The 23,494-nt window shown below is 73.9% G+C and carries 1 protein-coding gene; it reads right to left on the bottom strand.

Going from position 1 to position 23,494, the window contains the following annotated elements:
• Positions 1-9: 9 nt before the first annotated feature.
• Positions 10-23,484: a type I polyketide synthase gene (locus ACFZP7_RS01090; RefSeq protein WP_385633553.1), complete on the bottom strand. Its 23,475-nt coding sequence runs from the start codon at positions 23,482-23,484 to the stop codon at positions 10-12.
• Between the last annotated feature and the right edge of the window lie 10 nt (positions 23,485-23,494).

The following is a 23,494-nucleotide window of genomic DNA, read 5'->3' on the forward strand; positions in this document are numbered from 1 at the left end:
AAGCTCGTCTCAGCGGTCGCCCAGGCGGCCGAGCTCGTTGTCGATGAACGCGAGGACCTCGTCGGCGCTGGCCGACTCGAAGTCGTCGGCGACGTCCGGGCCGGTGGGATCCGGTGCGGTGCCGCGCACCTTGTCGAGCATCCGGCCCAGGCGCAGGGCGAGGCCCGCGCGGGTGATCTCGTCCGGGTCGTCCGCCGCCGCCGCGAGGAGCGCGTCGAGCCGGTCGAGTTCGGCGAGCAGGGACGGCCCCTGCGGGGTGTCGTCGCCGGTCAGTTCGGAGACGAAGTGTTCGGCGAGGGCCGTGGGGGTCGGGTAGTCGAAGACCAGGGTGGCCGGGAGGCGCAGTCCGGTCGCGGTGGACAGGTGGTTGCGCAGTTCCAGCGCGGTCAGTGAGTCCAGGCCCAGTTCGCGGAACTCCCGGGTGACGTCGACGGCCTTCGGGGAGGCGTGGCCGAGGACCCTGGCGGCCTGTTCGCGGATCAGGTCGGTGACGCGCCGGACCCGGTCGGCGGCGTCGAGTCCGGCGAGTTCGGCGCCGAGTGCCGCCGCGGCGCCGGCCGCGTCGGTGGCGGCAGCGGTGCGGCGGCCGCTGCGGACCATGGAGCGGAAGAGGGGCGGCAGGTCCTCGGGAGCGGCACCGCGCATGGCGCCGGGGGCGAGGCCGACCAGGACGAGGAAGGTCTCGTCCGAGCCACGGGCGATGTCGAACAGGTCGAGGCCCTGTTCGACGGCGAGCGGCGGCAGCCCGCCGGACTGCATGCGGCGCATGTCGGTGTCGGACAGGGTGCTGGTCATGCCGCCGTCGTGGGCCCACGGTCCCCAGGCGAGCGAGGTGCCGGCCAGGCCGAGTGCACGGCGGTGGCGGGTGAGGGCGTCCAGGAACGAGTTGGCCGCGGCGTAGTTGCCCTGGCCGGGGCTGCCCATGACGCCCGCGATGGACGAGAAGGGCAGGAACGCGGCGAGGTCGAGGTCGCGGGTCAGTTCGTGCAGGTGCCAGGCCGCGTCGACCTTCGGCCGCAGGACGGCCGCGAGGCGTTCGGGGGTGAGCGAGGCGATCACGCCGTCGTCGAGGACGCCCGCGGTGTGGACGACCGCGGTGAGCGGGTGCTGTGCCGGTACGGAGCCGATGAGGGCGGCGGTGGCGTCGCGGTCGGTGGTGTCGCAGGCGGCGACGGTCACCTCGGCGCCCAGTTCGCGCAGTTCCGCCGCGAGTTCGGCGGCGCCCGGGGCGTCCGTGCCGCGGCGGCTGGTGAGCAGCAGGTGACGCATGCCGGCGGTGGCGAGGCGGCGGGCGAGGTGTCCGCCGAGGGCGCCGGTGCCGCCGGTGATGAGGACGGTGCCCTCGGGGTTCCAGCGGGGCGGCATGGTGAGCACGATCTTGCCCACGTGCTTGGCCTGGCTCATGAACCGGAACGCCTCACGGGCCCTGCGCACGTCCCAGGTGCGTACCGGCAGCGGCCGGAGCGCGCCTTCGGCGAACAGGTCGAGCAGTTCGCCGAGGAGGCCCTTGTTGCGTTCGGGTCCGGCTTCGCCGAGGTCGAAGGCGCGGTAGCGCACACCACCGCCGACCGACTCCGGGTCGCGGATGTCGGTCTTGCCCATCTCCAGGAACCGCCCACCGGGCGCCGTGATCCGCAACGAGGCGTCCACGAACTCACCCGCCAGCGCGTTCAGCACCACATCCATCCCACGGCCACCCGTGACCGCACGGAACTTCTCCTCGAAGCCCACATCACGCGAGGACGCGATGTGATCCCCGTCCAGACCCAGCCCCCGCAGAACGTCCCACTTGCCCTCACTGGCCGTCGCGAACACCTCGGCACCCAGATGACGCGCCAACTGCACCGCCGCCATCCCCACACCACCGGCACCCGCATGGATCAGCACCCGCTCCCCCGCCGACAGACCGGCGAGATCACGGAAGGCGTACAGCGCGGTGAGGAACACCAGCGGCACCGAGGCGGCCTGCTCCTTGGTCCAGCCTTCGGGGACGCGGGCCAGGTAGTGCTCGTCGGCGACGACGACGGGGCCGAAGCCGCCGGGCACGGTGCCCAGGACGCGGTCGCCGGGCGCGAGGCCGGTGACGGCCTCGCCGACGGCGGTGACCGTGCCGGTGGCCTCGGTGCCCATCGGGCCGGACTCTCCGGGGTACATGCCGAGCGCGTTCAGCACGTCGCGGAAGTTCAGGCCGGTGGCGTCCACGTCGATGCGTACCTCGTGGGCGCCGAGCGGTGCCAGGACTTCCGGGCAGGGAGCCAGGACGAGGTTGTCCAGGCTGCCCTTGCCGGTGGTGTCGAGGCGCCACGGCACCCCGGTCGGCGCGAGCAGGCCGGGCGCGGTGGCGAGCCGGTCGAGCCGGCCGACGAGGGCGGTGCCCCCGCGTACGGCGAACTGGGCGTCACCGGTGGCGAGCAGCCCCGGCAGGCCCGGCAGCAGGGCCCGCAGGGCGTCGGGGGCGGCCGGTGCGCCGGACCGTGCGGAGGCGGCCGTCGCGTCCGGGTCCACGGCCGGGTTCGGGTCCAGGTCCAGCAGGACGAACCGGTCGGGGTTCTCGGACTGGGCGGAGCGCACCAGGCCCCAGGCGGCTGCCGCCGCGAGGTCGTGGACCGTCTCCGTGTCGTCCGCGGCGACCGCGCCCCGGGTGACGAACACCAGACGGGAGTGGTCGAGTCCTCGGGTGTCCAGCCACTCCTGGACGAGGCTCAGGGCACGGGTGGTCAGCGCGTGGACGGCGCCGGGCACGTCGTTCCCGGTGGCGTACGGGTCGCCGGCGTCGGCAGGGCCGTCGTACGTTCCGCCGAGGGGTACGAGGACGAAGTCCGGGGCGGCGGAGGGGTCCGCGTCGGCGGCGGTGAGGTCGGCGAGGGAGGACAGGCTGCCGCCGGCGCCGAACACGTCCTCCCCCAGGACCGTGGCGGTCAGGCCCTCGGTGGGCTTGACCTCTGGGGCGGCGGTCCAGTCGAGCCGGAACACCGGCTCCTGACCGCCGGTGGTCACCGGGGCGCGGGGGACGCTCGGGGCGCGCAGGACCAGGGACCGGGCGGAGAGCACCGGGGCGCCCTCGGCGTCGGCTGCGGTCAGCCGGACCGACTCGTCGCCGAGCCGGGTGATCCGCACCCGCAGGGTGGTCGCGCCGCCGGCGTGCAGGGAGACGCCGTTCCAGGCGAACGGCAGCAGCGGATGGTCGGCGCTGCCGACGCCGAGGTAGCCGTTCGCGTGCTGGACGGCGTCCAGCAGGGCGGGGTGCATCCCGAAGTACTGGGCGTCCCCGGCGATCTCCTCGGGAAGCGTGACCTCCGCGAACGCCTCGTCCCCGCGGACCCACACCTGGCGCAGCCCGTGGAAGGAGGGCCCGTACTCGGTGCGGCTGTAGTCGCCGTCGAATCCCACGGACGCCGCGTCGGCCGGCGGCCAGACGGGAGTCTCGAAGGGGTCGCTGTGCTCCTCGACGGCGAGGACACCGTCGGCGTGCCGGGTCCAGGGACCGTCGACGGCGTCGGAGGGGCGGGAGTAGAAGGTGAGCGAGCGGGAGCCGTCGTCGTCGGGTGCGCCGATGACGACCTGGACGGAGGTGGGCACCTTCTCGTCGAGGACCATCGGGGCGGCCAGGACGAGTTCCTCGACGCGGGCGCAGCCGACCTGGTCGGCGGCGCGGATCGCCATCTCCAGGTAGCCGGTGCCGGGCATGATGACCGTTCCGCCCACCTTGTGGTCGAGCAGCCAGGGGTGGACCTGCAAGGAGATCTGGCTGGTGAACAGGGCTCCCTCGGAGTCGGCGAGCGGGACGGCGGCGCCGAGGAGGGGGTGGTCGGCGGAGATGAGGCCCGCCGTGCTGATGTCGCCGGTGAGGGCGGCCGGGCGCGGCCAGTAGCGTTCGCGCTGGAAGGCGTAGGTCGGCAGCTCGGTGCGGCGGGCTCCGGTGCCGTGGAACCAGGCGGCCCAGTCGACGTGCACGCCGCTGACGTGGAGTGCGGCGAGGGCGGTGAGCAGGGCGGTCTCCTCGTCGCGGTCCTTGCGCAGGGCCGGGACCGCGACCGCCTCGTCCCGCTCGTCGGCGTCCACGACGCGCTGGGTGAGGGCGGTGAGGACACCGCCGGGGCCGATCTCCAGGTAGGCGTCGGCACCCGCTTCGGCCAGGGCGCGTGCCCCGTCGGCGAAACGGACGGTGGCGCGGACGTGGTCCACCCAGTACGCGGGAGTGGTCAGCTGCCCCGGCTCCGCGACCGTACCCGTGACGTTGGAGACGACCGGGATGCGCGGTTCGGTGTACTCCAGGGTCTCGGCGACGCGGCGGAACTCCGCGAGCATCGGCTCCATCAGCGGCGAGTGGAAGGCGTGACTGACCGACAGCCGCTGGGTCTTGCGGCCCCGGGCGACGAACCCGGCGGCCAAGGCCAGGACTTCGCCCTCCTCACCGGACAGCACGACGGAGTCCGGGCCGTTGACCGCGCCCAGGGCGACCTGCCGCGTCAGCAGCGGCGCGACCTCGGCCTCGGACGCCTGCACCGCCACCATCGCGCCACCCGCCGGCAGCTCCTGCATCAACCGGGCCCGAGCCGCCACCAGCGCACACGCGTCCTTCAGCGAGAACACCCCCGCCACATGCGCGGCAGCGATCTCACCCACGGAATGCCCCGCGACGAACTCCGGCGTGACACCCCACGACTCCACCAGCCGGAACAACGCCACCTCGACCGCGAACAACGCGGGCTGGGCGTACCCGGTGGTGTCCAGGAGGGCGGCCTCGGGCGTCCCCTCCGGCGCGAACAGCACCTCGCGCAGCGGACGGGCCAGTTCGGTGTCGAGGCGTGCCATGACCTCGTCCAGCGCATCGGCGAAGACCGGGAAGCGTGCGTACAGCGCACGCCCCGTCCCGGCCCGCTGCGAGCCCTGCCCGGAGAACAGCATCGCGAGGCCACGGTGGGCGGCCCGGCCGCGGGCGACCTCGGCCGGGGCACCGTCAGGCCCGGCGAGCAGCACGGCACGGTGGTCGAACCGGGTGCGGCCGGTGGCGAGGGAGAAGCCCACGTCGAGCGGTTCGGCGCCGGTGAGCGCCGTGACACGCGCGACCTGGGCGTCCAGGGCCTGCCCGGACTTGGCCGACACCGGCCACGGCACGACGGACGGGGTGGCCCGCGGACCGTCGGCGGTCACCGGCACGTCGGGCTCGGGGGCCTCGGGGGCCTGCTCGATGATGGTGTGCGCATTGGTCCCGCTGATGCCGAAGGACGAGATGCCCGCCCGCCAGGGGCGCCCCGTCTCGGGCCAGGCCGTCTCTTCGGTGAGCAGCCGGATCGCCCCGGCCTCCCAGTCGACGTGCGTGGACGGCCGGTCGATGTGCAGGGACCTGGGCAGGACGCCGTGGCGCATCGCCATGACCGTCTTGATGATGCCGGCGACACCGGCGGCGGCCTGGGTGTGCCCGATGTTCGACTTGATGGAGCCCAGCAGCAGCGGGCGCTCGGGGTCGCGGTCCTGGCCGTAGGTGGCGAGCAGGGCCTGCGCCTCGATGGGGTCGCCCAGCGGGGTGCCGGTGCCGTGACCCTCGACCGCGTCCACGTCGGCGGGGGTCAGGCCGGCGGTGGCCAGGGCCTGGCGGATGACGCGCTGCTGGGACGGCCCGTTGGGCGCGGTGAGCCCGTTGGAGGCGCCGTCCTGGTTGATGGCCGAGCCCCGGACGACGGCCAAGACCTCGTGCCCGTTGCGGCGGGCGTCCGAAAGACGCTCCACGACGAGCAGACCGACACCTTCGGACCAGCCGGTGCCGTCGGCCGCGTCCGCGTACGCCTTGCAGCGGCCGTCGGTGGCCAGGCCGTTCTGGAGGGTGAACCCGGAGAACGCGGACGGCGTGCTCATCATGGTGATGCCGCCCGCCACGGCCAGGTCGCACTCGCCGGCGCGCAGGGCCTGCATCGCCCAGTGCAGGGCGACCAGGGAGGAGGAGCAGGCGGTGTCGACGGTGACCGCCGGGCCCTCCAGGCCGAAGGTGTAGGCGAGGCGGCCGGAGACGACGCTCGCGGCCAGGCCGGTGCCGGCGTGACCCTCCAGGTCTTCCCGGCTGTTCATGACGAGGGTGGAGTAGTCCTGGCCGTTGGTGCCGACGAACACGCCCGTGCGGCTGCCGCGCAGCCCGTCGGGGTCGATGCCCGAGCGTTCGAACGCCTCCCACGTGGTCTCCAGCAGGAGCCGCTGCTGCGGGTCCATCGCCAGGGCCTCGCGCGGCGAGATGCCGAAGAAGGCGGCGTCGAACTCGGCGGCTCCGGCGAGGAAGCCGCCGTGCAGGGTGGCGCTGCGGCCTCGGCCGTCGGCACCTCCGGTCGTCAGTGTGGCGAGGTCCCAGCCGCGGTCCTCGGGGAAGGCCTCGATCCCGTCGCGGCCCTCGCTGAGCATCTTCCACAGGTCCTGCGGGGAGCGCACCCCGCCGGGCAGGCGGCAGGCCATGCCGACGATGACGACGGGGTCCTCGGCCAGGGCGGCCGCGGTGGCCGGGTCGGGAGCGGGGCTGCCCTGCTCGCCCAGCAGTTCGGCCACGAGGTGCTCGGCGAGCGCCTGCGCGGTCGGGTAGTCGTACACCGTGGTGGCGGGCAGCCGCAGCCCGGTGGCGAGGGCGAGCCGGTTCGGCAGCTCGATCGCGGTGAGCGAGTCGAAGCCCAGGTCGCGGAAGTTCCGGTCGGGGGCGACGGCCTCCGGGCCGGGGTGACCGAGGACGAAGGCCGCGTGAGTGCGCACCAGGTCCGTGATGAGCCCGGTCCGCTCGTCGGCGGGCAGGTCGCGCAGCCGGCCCACGAGCCCGGACGCGGTGCTCCTGGTCCGGTCCCGCGTGTCCTCGGCCTCGGCCAGTGCCTGCCGGGCCTCCGGCAGGTCGCGCAGGAGCGCGTTGCCGCGCATCCCGATGAGACCGTCCAGGACCTGCGGCTGACGCGGGTCGAGGAGCACGGTCACGGCCTCCGGCCGGGTGACGGCCTGCCGCAGTGCGGCCACCGCCAGGTCGGGGTGGACGGCCGGGTGGCCGACGGCACGCCGTGCGGGCCTCCCCTCGCCCTCGGACCGTTGCGCGTCCGCGGGGGCGTCGGGCTCGTCGCCGACCCAGGCGCCCCAGGCCACCGAGGTGGCGGGCAGGCCCGCGTCGCGTCGGTGCCGGGCGAGCGCGTCGAGGACGGCGGTGGCCGCGGCGAGGTTGGCGCGGCCGGCCGTGCCGACGGTGCCGGCGACGGAGGAGCACAGGACGAACGCGTCCAGGTCCAGGTCCCGCGTCAGTTCGTGCAGGTGGAGGGCGGGCACGGTCCTGGCACGGTGCGGGGCGGCGTACCGCTCGGGGGTGAGTTCGTCGAGGACGCCGTCGTCGACGACCCCGGCGGCGTGCACCACCGCGGTGAGCGGGAGGTCGGCCGCGAGGCCCGCGAGGACGCCGGCCAGTGCTTCACGGTCGGCCACGTCACAGGCGATCAGGGTGGCACGGGCACCCAGTCCCTCCAGCTCGGCGCGGAGGTCGTCGGCGCCGGGCGCCTCGGGGCCGCGCCGGCTCAGCAGCACCAGGTGCTCGGCGCCCGCGGTCGCGAGCCGGCGGGCCAGGTGGGCGCCCCGGCCGCCGGTGCCGCCGGTGACGAGGACCGTGCCGCGCGGTTCCCAGCCGGTGTCGGGAGCCGTGTCCGGTGCCGGGACCAGGCGGCGGCCGAAGACCGCGGAGGCGCGGACGGCGACCTGGTCCTCGCCGTCGTGGCCGGCGAGGACGGCGGCGAACCGGCGGGCGGTCCGCTCGTCCAGCTCGGCGGGCAGGTCCACGAGACCGCCCCAGGCGGCGGGGTGTTCCAGCGCGGCGACCCGCCCGATGCCCCACACGGCCGCCTGGGCGGGAGCGGTGAGCGCCTCGGGAGCGGCCACGGCGACCGCTCCCCGGGTCACGCACCACAGGGGTGCGGCGACGCCGGCGTCGAGGAGGGCCTGGAACAGGACCGCGTTCGCGACGGCGGGCGCATCGGTCCCGTCCTGCAGCGCGGCGGCCTCCGACGAGTCGGCGAGGGCCAGCAGGGACACCACGCCCGTAAGGACGGAGCCGTCGGCCGAGAGCCCGCGCAGCCGTCCGGCGAGCGTCTCCCGCCCGGCGGTGTCCTCGGGGCCGAGGGTGAGGCGTACGACATCGGTGCCGACGGCGTCGAGCACGGCGGAGGTCCACGGGTCCTCGGCCAGTGCCGAGGGCACCACGGCCAGCCAGGTGCCGGAGGGCACGGGTGCGTTGGCCGGCAACGACAGTGGCTTCCACGCCTCCTGGTGCCGGTGGGAGTCGACCCTCGCCTGGTCACGCCGCCTGCGCCGCCAGGTGGACAGGGCAGGCAGCACGGCGCCCAGCGCGTCGGTGTCCACGTCCAGGTCGGAGGCGAGACCGGTCAGGTCCTCCCCCTCGACGGCCGTCCAGAAGGCGTGGTCCAGCGGATCGGCGCTCCCGGCGCCTTCGCTGGGGCGCCGGGTGTCGGGCCAGTAGCGGGCGCGCTGGAAGGCGTAGGTGGGCAGGTCGGCTCGTCGGGCACCGGTGCCGTCGAAGACACGGGCCCAGTCGACCCGGGACCCCTCGACGTGGAGTCGGGCCAGCGCGGTGAGCAGCGCGGACTCCTCGTCGCGGTCCTTGCGCAACGCGGGGACGACCACTGCTCCGGCGGCGGCGTCGATGTTCTGCTGGGCGAGGGCGGTGAGGACGCCGCCGGGGCCGATCTCCAGGAAGGCGTCCGCACCGGCATCGGTGAGGGCGCGCACGCCGTCGGCGAAGCGGACGGTCGCGCGGGCGTGGTCCACCCAATAGGCGGGAGTGGTCAACTGGCCCGGCGCGGCCATCCTGCCCGTGACGTTGGAGACGATCGGGATGCGGGGTTCGGCGTACTCCAGGGTCTCCGCCACCTGACGGAAGGCATCCAGCATCGGCTCCATCAGGGCCGAGTGGAAGGCGTGACTGACCGACAGACGCTGCGTCTTGCGCCCCTCGGCCGCGAACTCGTCCGCCAGCGCGGTCACCTCGGCTTCGGGACCTGCGATGACCACGGAGTCCGGGCCGTTGACCGCCGCCACGGACAGACCGTCGGTGAGGCGGTCGACGACCTCCGCCTCGGTCGCCTGCACGGCCACCATCGCGCCACCCGCCGGCAGCTCCTGCATCAACCGGGCCCGCGCCGCCACCAGCGTGCACGCGTCCTCCAGCGAGAACACCCCCGCCACATACGCGGCAGCGATCTCACCGATGGAATGACCCGCGACGAACTCGGGGACCACGCCCCACGACTCCACCAGGCGGTAGAGGGCGACCTCGAAGGCGAACAGGGCGGGTTGCGTGTACCCGGTGGTGTCGAGAAGCGCCGCCTCCGCACTGCCCTCCTGCGCGAACAACACCTCACGCAAAGGCCGTTCCAGCTGCGGGTCCAGCAACGACAGCACCTCGTCGAGCGCCCCCGCGAACACCGGGAAACGGGCATACACCTCACGCCCCATCCCCACCCGCTGCGACCCCTGACCGGAGAAGAGAACGGACAGCCTGCGCTCGACAGCCCGCCCCCGGGCCACCTCCACCGGCTCCCCCGCACCCTCGACGGAGGTCAGCAGGACCGCGCGGTGCTCGAAGGTGGAGCGCTCGGTGGCGAGCGTCAGGCCCACGTCCAGTGGTGTGGAACCGGTGACGGAGGTGATCCGGGCGAGCTGTGCGTCCAGCGCCTCCGGGGACTTCGCGGACACCGGCCACGGAACGACGGCGGGAGCCGCCTCCGGTTCGGCGACGGGCACCGGCTCGTCGGCCTCGGGGGCCTGCTCGATGATGGTGTGCGCGTTGGTCCCGCTGATACCGAAGGACGACACGGCCGCACGGCGCGGGCGTCCGGTCTCCGGCCAGGCGGTGGTCTCGGTCAGCAGGCGTACGTCGCCCTCGGTCCAGTCGACGTGCGTGGACGGCCGGTCGATGTGCAGGGACTTGGGCAGGACGCCGTGCCGAAGCGCCATGACGGTCTTGATGACGCCGGCGACACCGGCGGCGGCCTGGGCGTGGCCGATGTTCGACTTGATGGAGCCCAGCAAGAGCGGCCGGTCCTCGGGCCGGTCCTGACCGTACGTCGCGAGCAGGGCCTGCGCCTCGATGGGGTCGCCCAGGGTGGTACCCGTGCCGTGCGCCTCGACCGCATCCACGTCGGCGGGGGTGAGCCCGGCGCTGGCGAGGGCCTGGCGGATGACACGCTGTTGGGACGGCCCGTTGGGCGCCGTCAGACCGTTGGAGGCGCCGTCCTGGTTGACGGCCGAGCCGCGCAGGACCGCGAGGACCGGGTGACCGTTGCGGCGGGCGTCGGACAGCCGCTCCACGACCAGCATGCCGACGCCCTCGGACCAGCCCGTGCCGTCGGCGGCATCCGCGAAGGCCTTGCAGCGACCGTCGGGGGCGAGGCCGCCCTGCCGGGTGAAGCCCGCGTAGCCCATGGCGGTGGACATGACGGTGACGCCGCCGGCGAGGGCCAGGTCGGCTTCGCCGGAACGCAGCGCGTGCGCCGCCCAGTGGAGGGCGACCAGGGAGGACGAGCAGGCGGTGTCGATGGTGACCGCCGGGCCCTCCAGTCCGAACGTGTAGGACAGGCGCCCGGAGATGACGCTGGTGGCGAGGCCGGTGGGGGCGTGTCCCTCGGCGTCCTGACGGGAGTTCATGACGAGGGTGGTGTAGTCCTGGCCGCTGGTGCCGACGAAAACGCCGGTGCGGCTGCCGCGCACGGTGGCCGGGTCGATGCCGGCGCGTTCGAACGCCTCCCAGGTGGTCTCCAGGAGCAGGCGCTGCTGCGGGTCCATCGCCAGGGCCTCGCGCGGCGAGATGCCGAAGAACCCGGCGTCGAAGTCGGCCACGTCGTACAGGAACCCTCCCTCGGAGGTGGCGCTGCGGCCGAGGCCGCCCTCGCCGCCCCGCCGGAGGGTCTCCAGGTCCCACCCTCGATCGGTCGGGAAGGCGGAGATCCCTTCGCCGCCTTCCATGACCAGCTGCCACAGCTCCTCGGGGGAACTGACGCCGCCGGGCATCCGGCAGGCCATGCCGACGATGACGACCGGGTCCTCGGCCAAGGCCGCGGAGACGGGGACGGGGGCGGCCGTGCCGGTGGCACGCTGCTCGTCGAGCAGGGCGGAGACCAGGTGCTCGGCGAGAACGGTGGGCGTGGGGTAGTCGAAGACCAGGGTCGCGGGGAGGCGCAGGCCGGTGGCCGTGGTCAGCCGGTTGCGCAGTTCGACCGCGGTGAGCGAGTCGAAGCCGAGGTCGTGGAAGTCGCGTTCGGCGTCGATGGCCTTGACCGAGGAGTGCCCGAGGACCGGGGCGGCCTCGGCGCGGACCAGGTCGACCGCGAAACGCAGGCGCTCCTCCTCCCGCAGGTCGAGGAGTTGCCGGGTGACGGCCGCGGCGGTGCTCGCGCCGCCGACGGCGGTCGCGGCGGTGCGGCGGGTGCCGCGTACCAGGTTGCGCAGCAGCGGGGGGACCTCGCCGGGCATCCTGCTGTTGCCGGAGGCGCCGATCGGCACGAGGTACGGCTCGTCGGAGACGGTCGCGGCGTCCCAGAGGGCGAGGCCCTGGTCGACGGTGAGGGGCGGTGCGGCGGCCGCCGTCATGCGGCGCGCGTCCGTGTCGGAGAGGGTGCCGGTCATGCCGACGGTCTGTTCCCAGGCGCCCCAGGCCAGCGACAGACCCGGCAGCCCTTCGGCCGCACGCCGCTGGGCCAGCGCGTCCAGGAACACGTTCGCCGCCGCGTAATTGGCCTGCCCCGCACTGCCCATCACACCCGACACCGAGGAGAACACCACGAACGCCGCCAGACCCGCGCCACGCGTCAACTCGTGCAGATGCCAGGCCGCATCCACCTTCGGACGCAGCACACCCGACAACCGCTCCCCCGACAACGACGTCACCACACCGTCATCGAGAACACCCGCCGTGTGCACCACCGCCGTCAGCGGATACTCCGCCGGCACCGACGCCAGCAACCCCTCCACCTGCGCACGATCGGCCACATCACACGCCCGCACCTCGACGACCGCGCCCAGCCCCTCCAACTCCGCACACAACGCGTCCACACCCACGGCCGCCGGACCACGCCGCGACACCAGCAGCAGACGACGCACCCCACGCGACTCCACCAGATGACGGGCCAGCACCCGGCCCAGACCACCCGTACCACCCGTCACCAGAACCGTGCCCTCGGGGTTCCAGCGCGACGGCATCGTGAGCACGATCTTGCCCACGTGCTTGGCCTGGCTCATGAACCGGAACGCCTCACGCGCCCGCCGCACATCCCACACCCGCACCGGCAACGGACTCAACACACCGTCGGTGAAGAGGCCGACGAGGTCGCGGAGCATCTCGTGGATGCGTTCGGGTCCGGCTTCGCCGAGGTCGAAGGCGCGGTAACGCACACCACCGCCGACCGACTCCGGGTCGCGGATGTCGGTCTTGCCCATCTCCAGGAACCGCCCACCGGGCGCCGTGATCCGCAACGAGGCGTCCACGAACTCACCCGCCAGCGCGTTCAGCACCACATCCATCCCACGGCCACCCGTGACCGCACGGAACTTCTCCTCGAAACCCACATCACGCGAGGACGCGATGTGATCCCCGTCCAGACCCAGCCCCCGCAGAACGTCCCACTTGCCCTCACTGGCCGTCGCGAACACCTCGGCCCCCAGATGACGCGCCAACTGCACCGCCGCCATCCCCACACCACCGGCACCCGCATGGACCAGCACCCGCTCCCCCGCCGACAGACCGGCGAGTTCGGTGAGTCCGTAGAGGGCGGTGAGGAAGACGAGCGGCGTCGAGGCCGCCTCCTCGTCGCTCCAGCCCTCGGGAACGCGGGCGAGGAACCGTTCGTCGATCAGCGCGTCGGTGGCGAGGCCGCCGGGCACCATGCCCATCACCCGGTCGCCGACCGCCAGACCGGTCACCTCGGGGCCCACGGCAGTCACGACACCGGTCGCCTCGGCGCCGAGGAGTCCGGCCTCGCCGGGATACATGCCGAGCGCGTTCAGCACGTCACGGAAGTTCAGACCCGCGGCCCGCACCTCCAGGCGGACCTGCCGGCCCACCGGCGCCTCCAGCACCTCGGGGCAGGCGCGCAGCGTCAGCGCGTCCAGGTTGCCCGGGGCGGTGGTGTCCAGGCGCCACGGGCCCTCGGCAGGCGGCAGCAGGCCGGGACCCGCGACCGCACGGTCCAGCCGCGCCACCAGCACCGCGCCGTCCCGGACCGCGAACTGGGCGTCGCCGTCCGCGAGCGGCGCGGGCAGCTGCGCCAGGACGTCCTCGACGGGAGTGGCCTCGTCCAAATCGACCAGGGCGAATCGGCCCGGGTTCTCGGAGTGCGCGGCGCGGACCAGACCCCAGACGGCGGCGGCGGGCAGGTCCTCGACCCGGTCCTCGGGGCCGGCCTGGACGGCACGGCGGGTGACGAACACCAGCCGGCAGTCGGCGAATCGCTCCTGGGCGAGCCACTCCTGCACCAGGCCGAGGGCGCGGGCGGTGAGCGTGTGGGTGGCGAGGGGCACGTCACGGCCCTCGGTCCCGTCGCCGGTGTCACCGAGGAACGGTACGCAGACGAGGTCTTCGTCGCCGGTGAGCCCGCTCAGGGCGGCTGCGGCGCCGTCCTCGCCCGGTGCGGCGACGGTGGCGTACCGGAAGGAAGGGGTGGCGTCTCCGGACCTCGGGGCCTCCGCGGTCTCCGGGGCACCCGGGGCTTCCGGCAACGGCGACCACACCAGACGGAGCAGCGAGTCAAGCTCCGGACGGCGGGTGGCAGGGGCCTGCGTCCCCGCAGGCACGCGGAGCACCAGCGACTCGGCCGACAGGACGGGCGCGCCCTCGACGTCGACGGCGGCGATGGACACCGTGTCCTCGGCGGTACGCGCGACCCGGAAGCGGACCACGGAGGCGCCGCCCGCGTGCAGCGACACCCCTGCCCACAGGAACGGCAGCAACTTGTGCTCGTCGTCCAGGCCGGCGAAGCCGACGGACTGGACGGCGGCGTCGAGCAGCGCCGGGTGCATGCCGTAGTAGCCGGCGTCGTCTGCCTGGGACGGCAGCGTCGCCTCGACGAAGGCCTCCTCGTCACGGGTCCAGACGGCGCGGATGGTGCGGAAGACGGGACCGTACTCGGTGCGGTCGTAGAAGCCTTCCAGGTCGACGGCGACGGCGCCCTCCGGCGGCCAGACCGAGGTGTCCAGGGGCAGGACGGCGGCGCCGGTGGTCAGGACGCCGGAGGCGTGCTCGGTCCAGGTCTCCTCGGGGGCGTCGGCCGGCCGGGAGTACAGGCTGACCCTCCGGGAGCCGCCCTCGTCAGGGGCGCCGACCCACACCTGTACGACGACGGCGGCGTCGTCGGGCAGCAGGAGCGGCGTGGCGAGGGTGAACTCCTCGACCCGGTCGCAGCCGACCTCGTCCCCGGCGCGGACGGCCAGTTCCAGGAAGCCGGTGGCGGGGAACAGCACCATGCCGCCGCCGACGGTGTGGTCGGCGAGCCAGGGGTGGGTGGAGAGGGAGAGGCGCCCGGTGAACAGGACCCCCTCGGAAGCGGCGAGGGCGGTGGCGGCACCGAGCAGCGGGTGCTCGGCGGGGCGGAGCCCGGCGCCGGTGACATCACCGGTGTGCGTGGCCGGGCGCGGCCAGTAGCGCTCGTGGTGGAAGGCGTACGTCGGCAGCGCGACGCGGCGCGCAGCGGTCCCCTCGAAGCAGCGGGCCCAGTCGATGTCCGTGCCGACCACGTGGAGTCGGGCCAGCGCGGTGAGCAGCGCGGACTCCTCGTCGCGGTCCTTGCGCAGCGCGGGGACGACCACCGCCCCGGCGGCGGCGTCGATGCTCTGCTGGGCGAGGGCGGCCAGGACGCCGCCGGGGCCGATCTCCAGGAAGGCGTCCGCACCGGCATCGGCGAGGGCACGTACTCCGTCGGCGAAACGGACGGTCGCGCGGACGTGATCCACCCAGTACGCGGGAGTGGTCAGCCGGCCCGGCTCGGCCACCCTGCCCGTGACGTTGGAGACGACCGGGATGCGCGGTTCGGCGTACGCCAGAGTCTCGGCGACGCGGCGGAACTCCGCGAGCATCGGCTCCATCAGGGCCGAGTGGAAGGCGTGACTGACCGACAGACGCTGGACCTTGCGCCCCTCGGCCGCGAACTCGTCTGCCAGCGCGTTCACCTCTGCCTCGGGACCTGCGATGACCACGGAGTCCGGGCCGTTGACCGCCGCCACGGACAGAGCGCCGGTGAGGCGGTCGACGACGTCCGCCTCGTTCGCCTGCACCGCCACCATCGCGCCACCCGCCGGCAGCTCCTGCATCAACCGGGCCCGAGCCGCCACCAGCGTGCACGCGTCCTCCAGCGAGAACACCCCCGCGACGTACGCGGCCGCGATCTCACCGATGGAATGCCCCGCGACGAACTCGGGGACCACGCCCCACGACTCGACCAGCCGGAACAACGCCACCTCGACCGCGAACAACGCAGGCTGCGTATACCCGGTCGCGTCCAGCAGCGCCGCCTCCGCACTGCCCTCCCGCGCGAACAGCACCTCACGCAAAGGACGTTCCAACTGCGGGTCCAGCAACGACAGCACCTCGTCGAGCGCCCCCGCGAACACCGGGAAACGGGCATACAACTCACGCCCCATCCCCACCCGCTGCGACCCCTGACCGGAGAACAGCACCGCGAGCGAACGCTCCACGGCCCGCCCCCTGGCCATCTCCACCGGCTCCCCCGCACCGTCGACGGAGGCCAGCAGAACCGCGCGGTTCTCGAAGGAGGAGCGCCCGGTGGCCAGGGAGAAGCCCAGGTCCAGCGGGGAGGCGTCGAGCGCGGTGATCCGGTCCAGTTGTCCGGGCAGGGCCTCTTCGGTGCGGGCGGAGACGGGCCACGGCACGACGGCCGGAACGAGCGCGGGCTCGTCCGGGTCCGTAAGGGCCTCCGGCTCGGTGGTGGCCGGCTCCGGTTGTTCGAGGATCACATGGGCGTTGGTGCCGCTGAGGCCGAAGGAGGAGACACCCGCACGCCAGGGGCGCCCGGTCTCCGGCCACGGGGTCTCCTCGGTGAGCAGCCGGACCGCCCCGGCCTCCCAGTCGACGTGCGTGGACGGCCGGTCGATGTGCAGGGACTTGGGCAGGGTGCCGTGGCGCATGGCGAGCACCATCTTGATGACGCCCGCGACGCCCGCGGCGGCCTGGGTGTGCCCGATGTTCGACTTGATGGAGCCCAGCAGCAGCGGGCGCTCGGGGTCGCGGTCCTTGCCGTAGGTGGCGAGCAGGGCCTGCGCCTCGATGGGGTCGCCCAGGGTGGTGCCCGTGCCGTGCGCCTCGACCGCGTCCACGTCGATGGCGGTGAGCCCGGCGCCGGCCAGTGCCTGGCGGATGACGCGCTGCTGGGAAGGGCCGTTGGGCGCCGTCAGACCGTTGGAGGCACCGTCTTGGTTGATGGCCGAGCCGCGCAGGACGGCCAGTACCTCGTGGCCGTGGCGGCGGGCGTCCGAAAGACGCTCCAGGACGAGCAGGCCGACGCCCTCGGACCAGCCGGTGCCGTCGGCCGCGTCCGCGAAGGCCTTGCAGAGACCGTCACCGGCCAGGCCGCCCTGACGGGTGAACCCGGAGAAGTTCATCGGGGTCGAGAGAATGGTGACGCCGCCGGCCAGGGCGAGGGAGCTTTCCCCGCTGCGCAGCGACTGGGCGGCGAGGTGGAGCGCGACGAGCGAGGAGGAGCAGGCGGTGTCGACGGTGAGTGCCGGTCCCTCCAGGCCCAGGGCGTAGGAGACGCGTCCGGAGATGACGCTGGTGGCGAGGCCGGTGCTCGCGTGCCCTTCGACGTCCTCACGGGAGGTCATGACGAGGTTGGCGTAGTCCTGGCCCGTGGTGCCCACGAAGATGCCGGTGGCGCTGCCCCGCAGACCCGCCGGGTCGATGCCGGCGCGTTCGAACGCCTCCCAGGAGGTCTCCAGGAGGAGCCGCTGCTGCGGGTCCATCGCCAGGGCCTCGCGCGGCGAGATCCCGAAGAACCCGGCGTCGAAGCCGCCGACGTCCTGCAGGAAGCCGCCGCGCCGGGTGGCGCTGACACCGCGGCTGTCGTGACCGCCGCCGAACAGGGCGTTCAGGTCCCAGCCGCGGTCGGTGGGGAAGTCGGTGATGCGGTCCTCACCGTCGGCGAGCATCCGCCACAGGTCGTCCGGTGTGGCGATGCCGCCGGGCATCCGGCAGGCCATGCCGACGATGACGACCGGGTCCTCGGCGACGTCGGCCGCCACGACGGGCGCGCCGGTCTCGCCGTGCTCGTCGAGGAGTTCACCCACCAGGTGCTCGGCGAGGCCGTGCGGGGTGGGGTAGTCGAAGACCAGGGTGGCGCTGAGCCGCAGGCCGGTGACGGTGGTGAGGCGGTTGCGCAGTTCGACCGCGGTGAGCGAGTCGAGGCCCAGCTCGCGGAACTCACGGCCCGGTTCGACGGCTTTGGCGGAGGAGTGGCCGAGTACGGCGGCGGCCTCGGCCCGCACCAGTTCGACGGTGTGGCGGACCCGTTCGTCCGCCGGCATGTCCAGGAGGCGGCGGGCGAGGGCGGCAGCGGTGCTCGCGCCCCCGCCGGCGGTCGCGGCGGTGCGGCGGGTGCCGCGTACCAGGTTGCGCAGCAGCGGCGGGACCTCGCCGGGCATCCTGTTGTCGCCTGAGGTGGCTCCGACGGCGACGACGAGGGGTTCGTCGGAGCCGGTGGCCGTGTCGAAGAGGGTGAGTCCGCGTTCGACGGGGAGCGGCGCGGCGCCGGAGGCGGCGATGCGCTGCATGTCGGTCTCGGAGAGGGTGCCGGTCATGCCGACGGTCTGTTCCCAGGCACCCCAGGCCAGCGACAGACCCGGCAGCCCCTCGGCCGCACGCCGCTGGGCCAGCGCGTCCAGGAACACGTTCGCCGCCGCGTAATTGGCCTGCCCCGCACTGCCCATCACACCCGACACCGAGGAGAACACCACGAACGCCGCCAGACCCGACCCACGCGTCAACTCGTGCAGATGCCAGGCCGCATCCACCTTCGGACGCAGCACACCCGACAACCGCTCCCCCGACAACGACGTCACCACACCGTCATCGAGAACACCCGCCGTATGCACCACCGCCGTCAGCGGATGCTCCGCCGGCACCGACGCCAGCAACCCCTCCACCTGCGCACGATCGGCCACATCACACGCCCGCACCTCGACGACCGCGCCCAGCCCCTCCAACTCCGCACACAACGCGTCCACACCCACGGCCGCCGGACCACGCCGCGACACCAGCAGCAGACGACGCACCCCACGCGACTCCACCAGATGACGGGCCAGCACCCGGCCCAGACCACCCGTACCACCCGTCACCAGAACCGTGCCCTCGGGGTTCCAGCGCGACGGCATCCGCAACACGATCTTGCCCACGTGCTTGGCCTGGCTCATGAACCGGAACGCCTCACGCGCCCGCCGCACATCCCACACCCGCACCGGCAACGGACTCAACACACCCGAGTGGAACAAGGCCAGCAGCTCGGCCAGCAGTTCACCGGTACGGTCCGGTCCGGCTTCGCCGAGGTCGAAGGCGCGGTAGCGCACACCACCGCCGACCGACTCCGGGTCGCGGATGTCGGTCTTGCCCATCTCCAGGAACCGCCCACCGGGCGCCGTGATCCGCAACGAGGCGTCCACGAACTCACCCGCCAGCGCGTTCAGCACCACATCCATCCCACGGCCACCCGTGACCGCACGGAACTTCTCCTCGAAGCCCACATCACGCGAGGACGCGATGTGATCCCCGTCCAGACCCAGCCCCCGCAGAACGTCCCACTTGCCCTCACTGGCCGTCGCGAACACCTCGGCACCCAGATGACGCGCCAACTGCACCGCCGCCATCCCCACACCACCCGCACCCGCATGGATCAGCACCCGCTCCCCCGCCGACAGACCGGCGAGATCACGGAAGGCGTACAGCGCGGTGAGGAACACCAACGGCACCGAGGCGGCGGTCTCGTCGTCCCAGTCGGCGGGGACGACGGCGAGATAGCGCTCGTCGACGAGGGCGGTGTCGGCGAGGCCGCCGGGCACCATGCCCATCACCCGGTCGCCGACCGCCAGACCGGTCACCTCGGGACCCACGGCCGTCACGACACCGGTCGCCTCCGACCCGAGCAGTCCGGCCTCACCGGGGTACATGCCGAGCGCGTTCAGCACGTCACGGAAGTTCAGCCCCGCGGCCCGCACCTCCACTCGGACCTGCCGGCCCACCGGCGCCTCCAGCACCTCGGGGCAGGGGACGAGGGCGAGGCCGTCGATGCGGCCGGGCGTGGTGTTGTCGAGGCGCCAGGGCAGTCCGGGGACGGGCAGCAGGCCCGCGCCGGTGGTGAGCCGGGCGAGGCGGGGCACCAGGACGGTGTCGTCCCGGACGGCGAACTGGGTGTCGCCGTCCGCCAGCAGGGCGGGGAGCCGTGCCAGGACGCCGTCGGCGGGGGCGTCCGTTCCGGCGTCCAGGTCGAGCAGGGCGAAGCGGCCGGGGTTCTCCGCCTCGGCGCCGCGGACCAGGCCGTGCGCGGCGGCGGCCGCCAGGTCCCGTACGGTGCCGTCGCTTCCGGCGGCGACGGCTCCGCGGGTGACGAACACCAGTCGTGCGGTGCCGGGGGCATCCAGCTCCAGCCACTGCCGGACCAGTCCGAGGGCGTGGGCGGTGAGGGCGTGGGCCGCCGCGGGGGTGTCGCCGTCGGGGGTGTCCAGCGGGACCAGCACCAGGTCGGGGGCCGGGGTGAGGGCGGCGGCCTCGGCGAGGGTGGTCACCGGGGTGGGCCAGGAGGTGCCGGCGCCGAGCGTGACCGGGTGTACGGCGGTGGTGGCGGTGTCGTCGGGGACGGGCAGCCACTCCAGGCGGAGCAGTCCGTCCTGTGCGCCGCGGTGCAGGGCCGGGGCGTGCGGCGTCGAGGGGGCGCGCAGGCTCAGCGACTCGGCGGACAGCACCGGGGCGCCCTCGACGTCGACGGCGGCGATGGACACCGTGTCCTCGCCGGTGCGGGCGACGCGGACCCGGACGACGGAGGCTCCGCCGGCGTGCAGGCAGACTCCGGACCAGGAGAACGGTACGAGCTTCTTGCCGTCGCCGAGGCCGGCGAAGCCGACGGACTGGACGGCGGCGTCGAGCAGGGCGGGGTGCATGCCGTAGTACTCGGCGTCGTCGACCTGCGCGGGGAGCGCGACCTCGACGAACGCCTCGTCGGCGCGGGTCCACACGGCCCGCAGCCCCTGGAACACCGGTCCGTACTCGGTGCGCTCGTAGAAGCCTTCCAGGTCGGCGGCGACGGCGCCGCGGGGCGGCCACACGGTGGCGTCGAAGCCCGCGGTGCGCTCGCCCTCGGCGAGGAGGCCGGAGGCGTGCTCGGTCCAGCGCTGTTCGGGGTCGTCGACGGCCTGGGAGTAGACGGTGACCGGGCGCGACCCGTTCTCGTCGGGTGCGCCGACCCAGACCTGGACGACGGCGGCGGAGTTCTCGGTGAGGACGAGGGGCTTGGCGAGGGTGAGTTCGTCGACGCGGTCGCAGCCGACCTGGTCGCCGGCGCGGACGGCGAGTTCCAGGAAGCCGGTGGCGGGGAAGGCCGCCATGCCGCCGACGGTGTGGTCCATCAGCCAGGGGTGGGTCTGGGCGGAGAGGCGTCCGGTGAACAGGACGCCGTCCGTTCCGGCCAGGGAGACGGCGGCGCCGAGCAGCGGGTGTTCGGCGGAGACCAGGCCCGCGGCGCTGACGTCGCCGGCGGCGGCCATGAGCACCGGCCAGTAGCGCTCGTGCTGCCAGGCGTAGGTGGGGAGGTCGGTGCGGCGGGCCCCGGTGCCGTGGAAGCAGGCGGACCAGTCGACGTCGACGCCGGCCGTGTGCAGCCGGGCCAGCGCGGTGAGCAGGCAGCGTTCTTCGGCGCGGTCCTTGCGCAGTGCCGCCACGGCCAGCGCTCCGGTGCCGGTGTCGGAGTCGAGGCTCTGCTGGGCGAGGGCGGTGAGGACGCCGTCGGGTCCCAGTTCGACGAAGGCGTCCGCTCCGGCGTCGGCGAGGGCGCGTACTCCGTCGGAGAAGCGGACGGTGGCGCGGACGTGGTCCACCCAGTACTCGGGGGTGCTGAGCCGGTGCTCGTCGTCGAGGGTGCCGGTGACGTTGGAGACGACCGGGAGGAGCGGCTCGTGGTAGGTGAGGCTCTCGGCGACGCGGCGGAACTCCGCGAGCATCGGCTCCATCAGCGGCGAGTGGAAGGCGTGACTGACCGACAGCCGCTGGGTCTTACGGCCCCGGGCGACGAACCCGGCGGCCAGGGCCAGGACTTCGCCCTCCTCACCGGACAGCACGACGGAGTCCGGGCCGTTGACCCCGCCCAGGGCGACCCCCGGCGTCAGCAGCGGCGCGACCTCGGCCTCGGTCGCCTGCACCGCCACCATCGCGCCACCCGCCGGCAGCTCCTGCATCAACCGGGCCCGAGCCGCCACCAGCGCACACGCGTCCTCCAGCGAGAACACCCCCGCCACATGCGCGGCAGCGATCTCACCCACGGAATGACCCGCGACGAACTCCGGGACCACGCCCCACGACTCCACCAGGCGGTAGAGGGCGACCTCGAAGGCGAACAGGGCGGGCTGGGTGTAGCCGGTGCTGTCGAGGAGGGCCGCCTCGGGGGTGCGGCGCCCGGCGAACAGGACGTCGCGCAGCGGCCGGTCCAGGTGCGGGTCCAGCAGGGCGCACGTCTCGTCGAGGACGGCCGCGAACACCGGGAAGCGGGCGTGCAGTTCGCGTCCCATGCCGGCGCGCTGGGAGCCCTGGCCGGAGAACAGCACGGCGAGGGTGCGTGCGGTGGCGTGGCCCCGGGCCGCTTCGGTGGTGGTGCCGTCGACGCCGGTGAGCAGGACGGCACGGTGCTCGAAGGTGGAGCGCCCGGTGGCCAGGGAGTGGCCGATGTCGAGGGGGGTGGCGCCGGTGAGGGCGGTGAGGCGGGTGATCTGGTCGTCGAGGGCGGTCTCGGTGCGGGCGGAGACCGGCCAGGGCACGACGGCCGGGACGAGCGCGGCATCGGGCTCGGGCGCGGCGGACGGTTCCGGTTCGGCGGCCGGTTCGGCCTGTTCCAGGACGACGTGGGCGTTGGTGCCGCTGATGCCGAAGGAGGAGACGCCGGCGCGGCGCGGGCGGCCGGTCTCGGGCCAGTCGGTGCGGTCGGTGAGCAGGCGTACGGAGCCGGAGGACCAGTCGACGTGCCGGGAGGGGTGGTCGGCGTGCAGGGTCTTCGGCAGGATTCCGTGGCGCATGGCCATGACCATCTTGATGACGCCGGCGACACCGGCGGCGGCCTGGGCGTGGCCGATGTTCGACTTGACGGACCCGAGCAGCAGCGGGTGCTCCGGGTCGCGGTCCTGGCCGTAGGTGGCGAGCAGGGCCTGCGCCTCGATGGGGTCGCCGAGCGGGGTGCCGGTGCCGTGCGCCTCGACCGCGTCCACGTCGGCGGGGGTCAGGCCGGCGCTGTCCAGGGCCTGGCGGATGACGCGCTGCTGCGCGGGCCCGTTGGGCGCGGTGAACCCGTTGGAGGCGCCGTCCTGGTTGACGGCGGAGCCGCGGATCACGGCGAGGACGGGGTGGCCGTTGCGGCGGGCGTCGGACAGCTTCTCCAGCAGGAGCATGCCGACGCCCTCGGACCAGCCGGTGCCGTCGGCCTCGTCGGAGAAGGCCTTGCAGCGGCCGTCGCCGGCCAGTCCGCCCTGGCGGCTGAACTCCATGAGCGAGCCGGGGGCGGACATGACGTTGACGCCGCCGGCCAGGGCGAGGGTGCACTCGCCCGCGCGCAGCGCGTGGGTGGCGGCGTGCAGGGCGACGAGCGAGGAGGAGCAGGCGGTGTCGACGGTGACCGCCGGCCCTTCCAGGCCCAGCGTGTACGACAGCCGTCCCGAGGTGGCGCTGGCGGCGATGCCGGTGCCGATGTCACCGGTGGCGTCGCTCAGGGAACGGATCAGCAGGTAGGCGTAGTCCTGGCCGTTGGTGCCGACGAAGACACCGGTGGGGCTGGAGCGCAGCCGCCGGGGGTCGATGCCGGCCCGTTCGATCGTCTCCCAGGTGGTCTCCAGCAGGAGCCGCTGCTGCGGGTCCATGGAGACGGCCTCGCGCGGGGAGACGCCGAAGAAGCCGGCGTCGAAGTCGGCGACGCCGTCGAGGAAGCCGCCCTGCTGGCTCACGGAGTGGCCGCGGGCGTCGACGCCGGCGTCCCGCAGGGCGTCCAGGTCCCAGCCTCGGTCGGTGGGGAAGCCGGAGACGGCGTCGGTGCCGGAGGAGACGAGGTCCCACAGGTCCTCGGGCGAGTTGACTCCCCCGGGGTAGCGGCAGCTCATCGCGACGACGGCGATGGGTTCCGAGGCCGCGGCGGCGAGTTCGCGGTTCTGCCGCCTGAGGCGCTCGGTCTCCTTGAGCGAGGCCCGGAGAGCTTCGACTACTTTTTCGCTGGGCGTGGTCATGATGGCTCCG

It is taken from the genome of Streptomyces sp. SudanB5_2050 (genome assembly GCF_964272335.1).
GTDB classification, from domain to species: domain Bacteria; phylum Actinomycetota; class Actinomycetes; order Streptomycetales; family Streptomycetaceae; genus Streptomyces; species Streptomyces rochei.

Excerpts from the sequence above, each read along its gene's own strand:
- ACFZP7_RS01090 (WP_385633553.1), bottom strand. The coding sequence starts at position 23,484 with ATGACCACGCCCAGCGAAAAAGTAGTCGAAGCTCTCCGGGCCTCGCTC.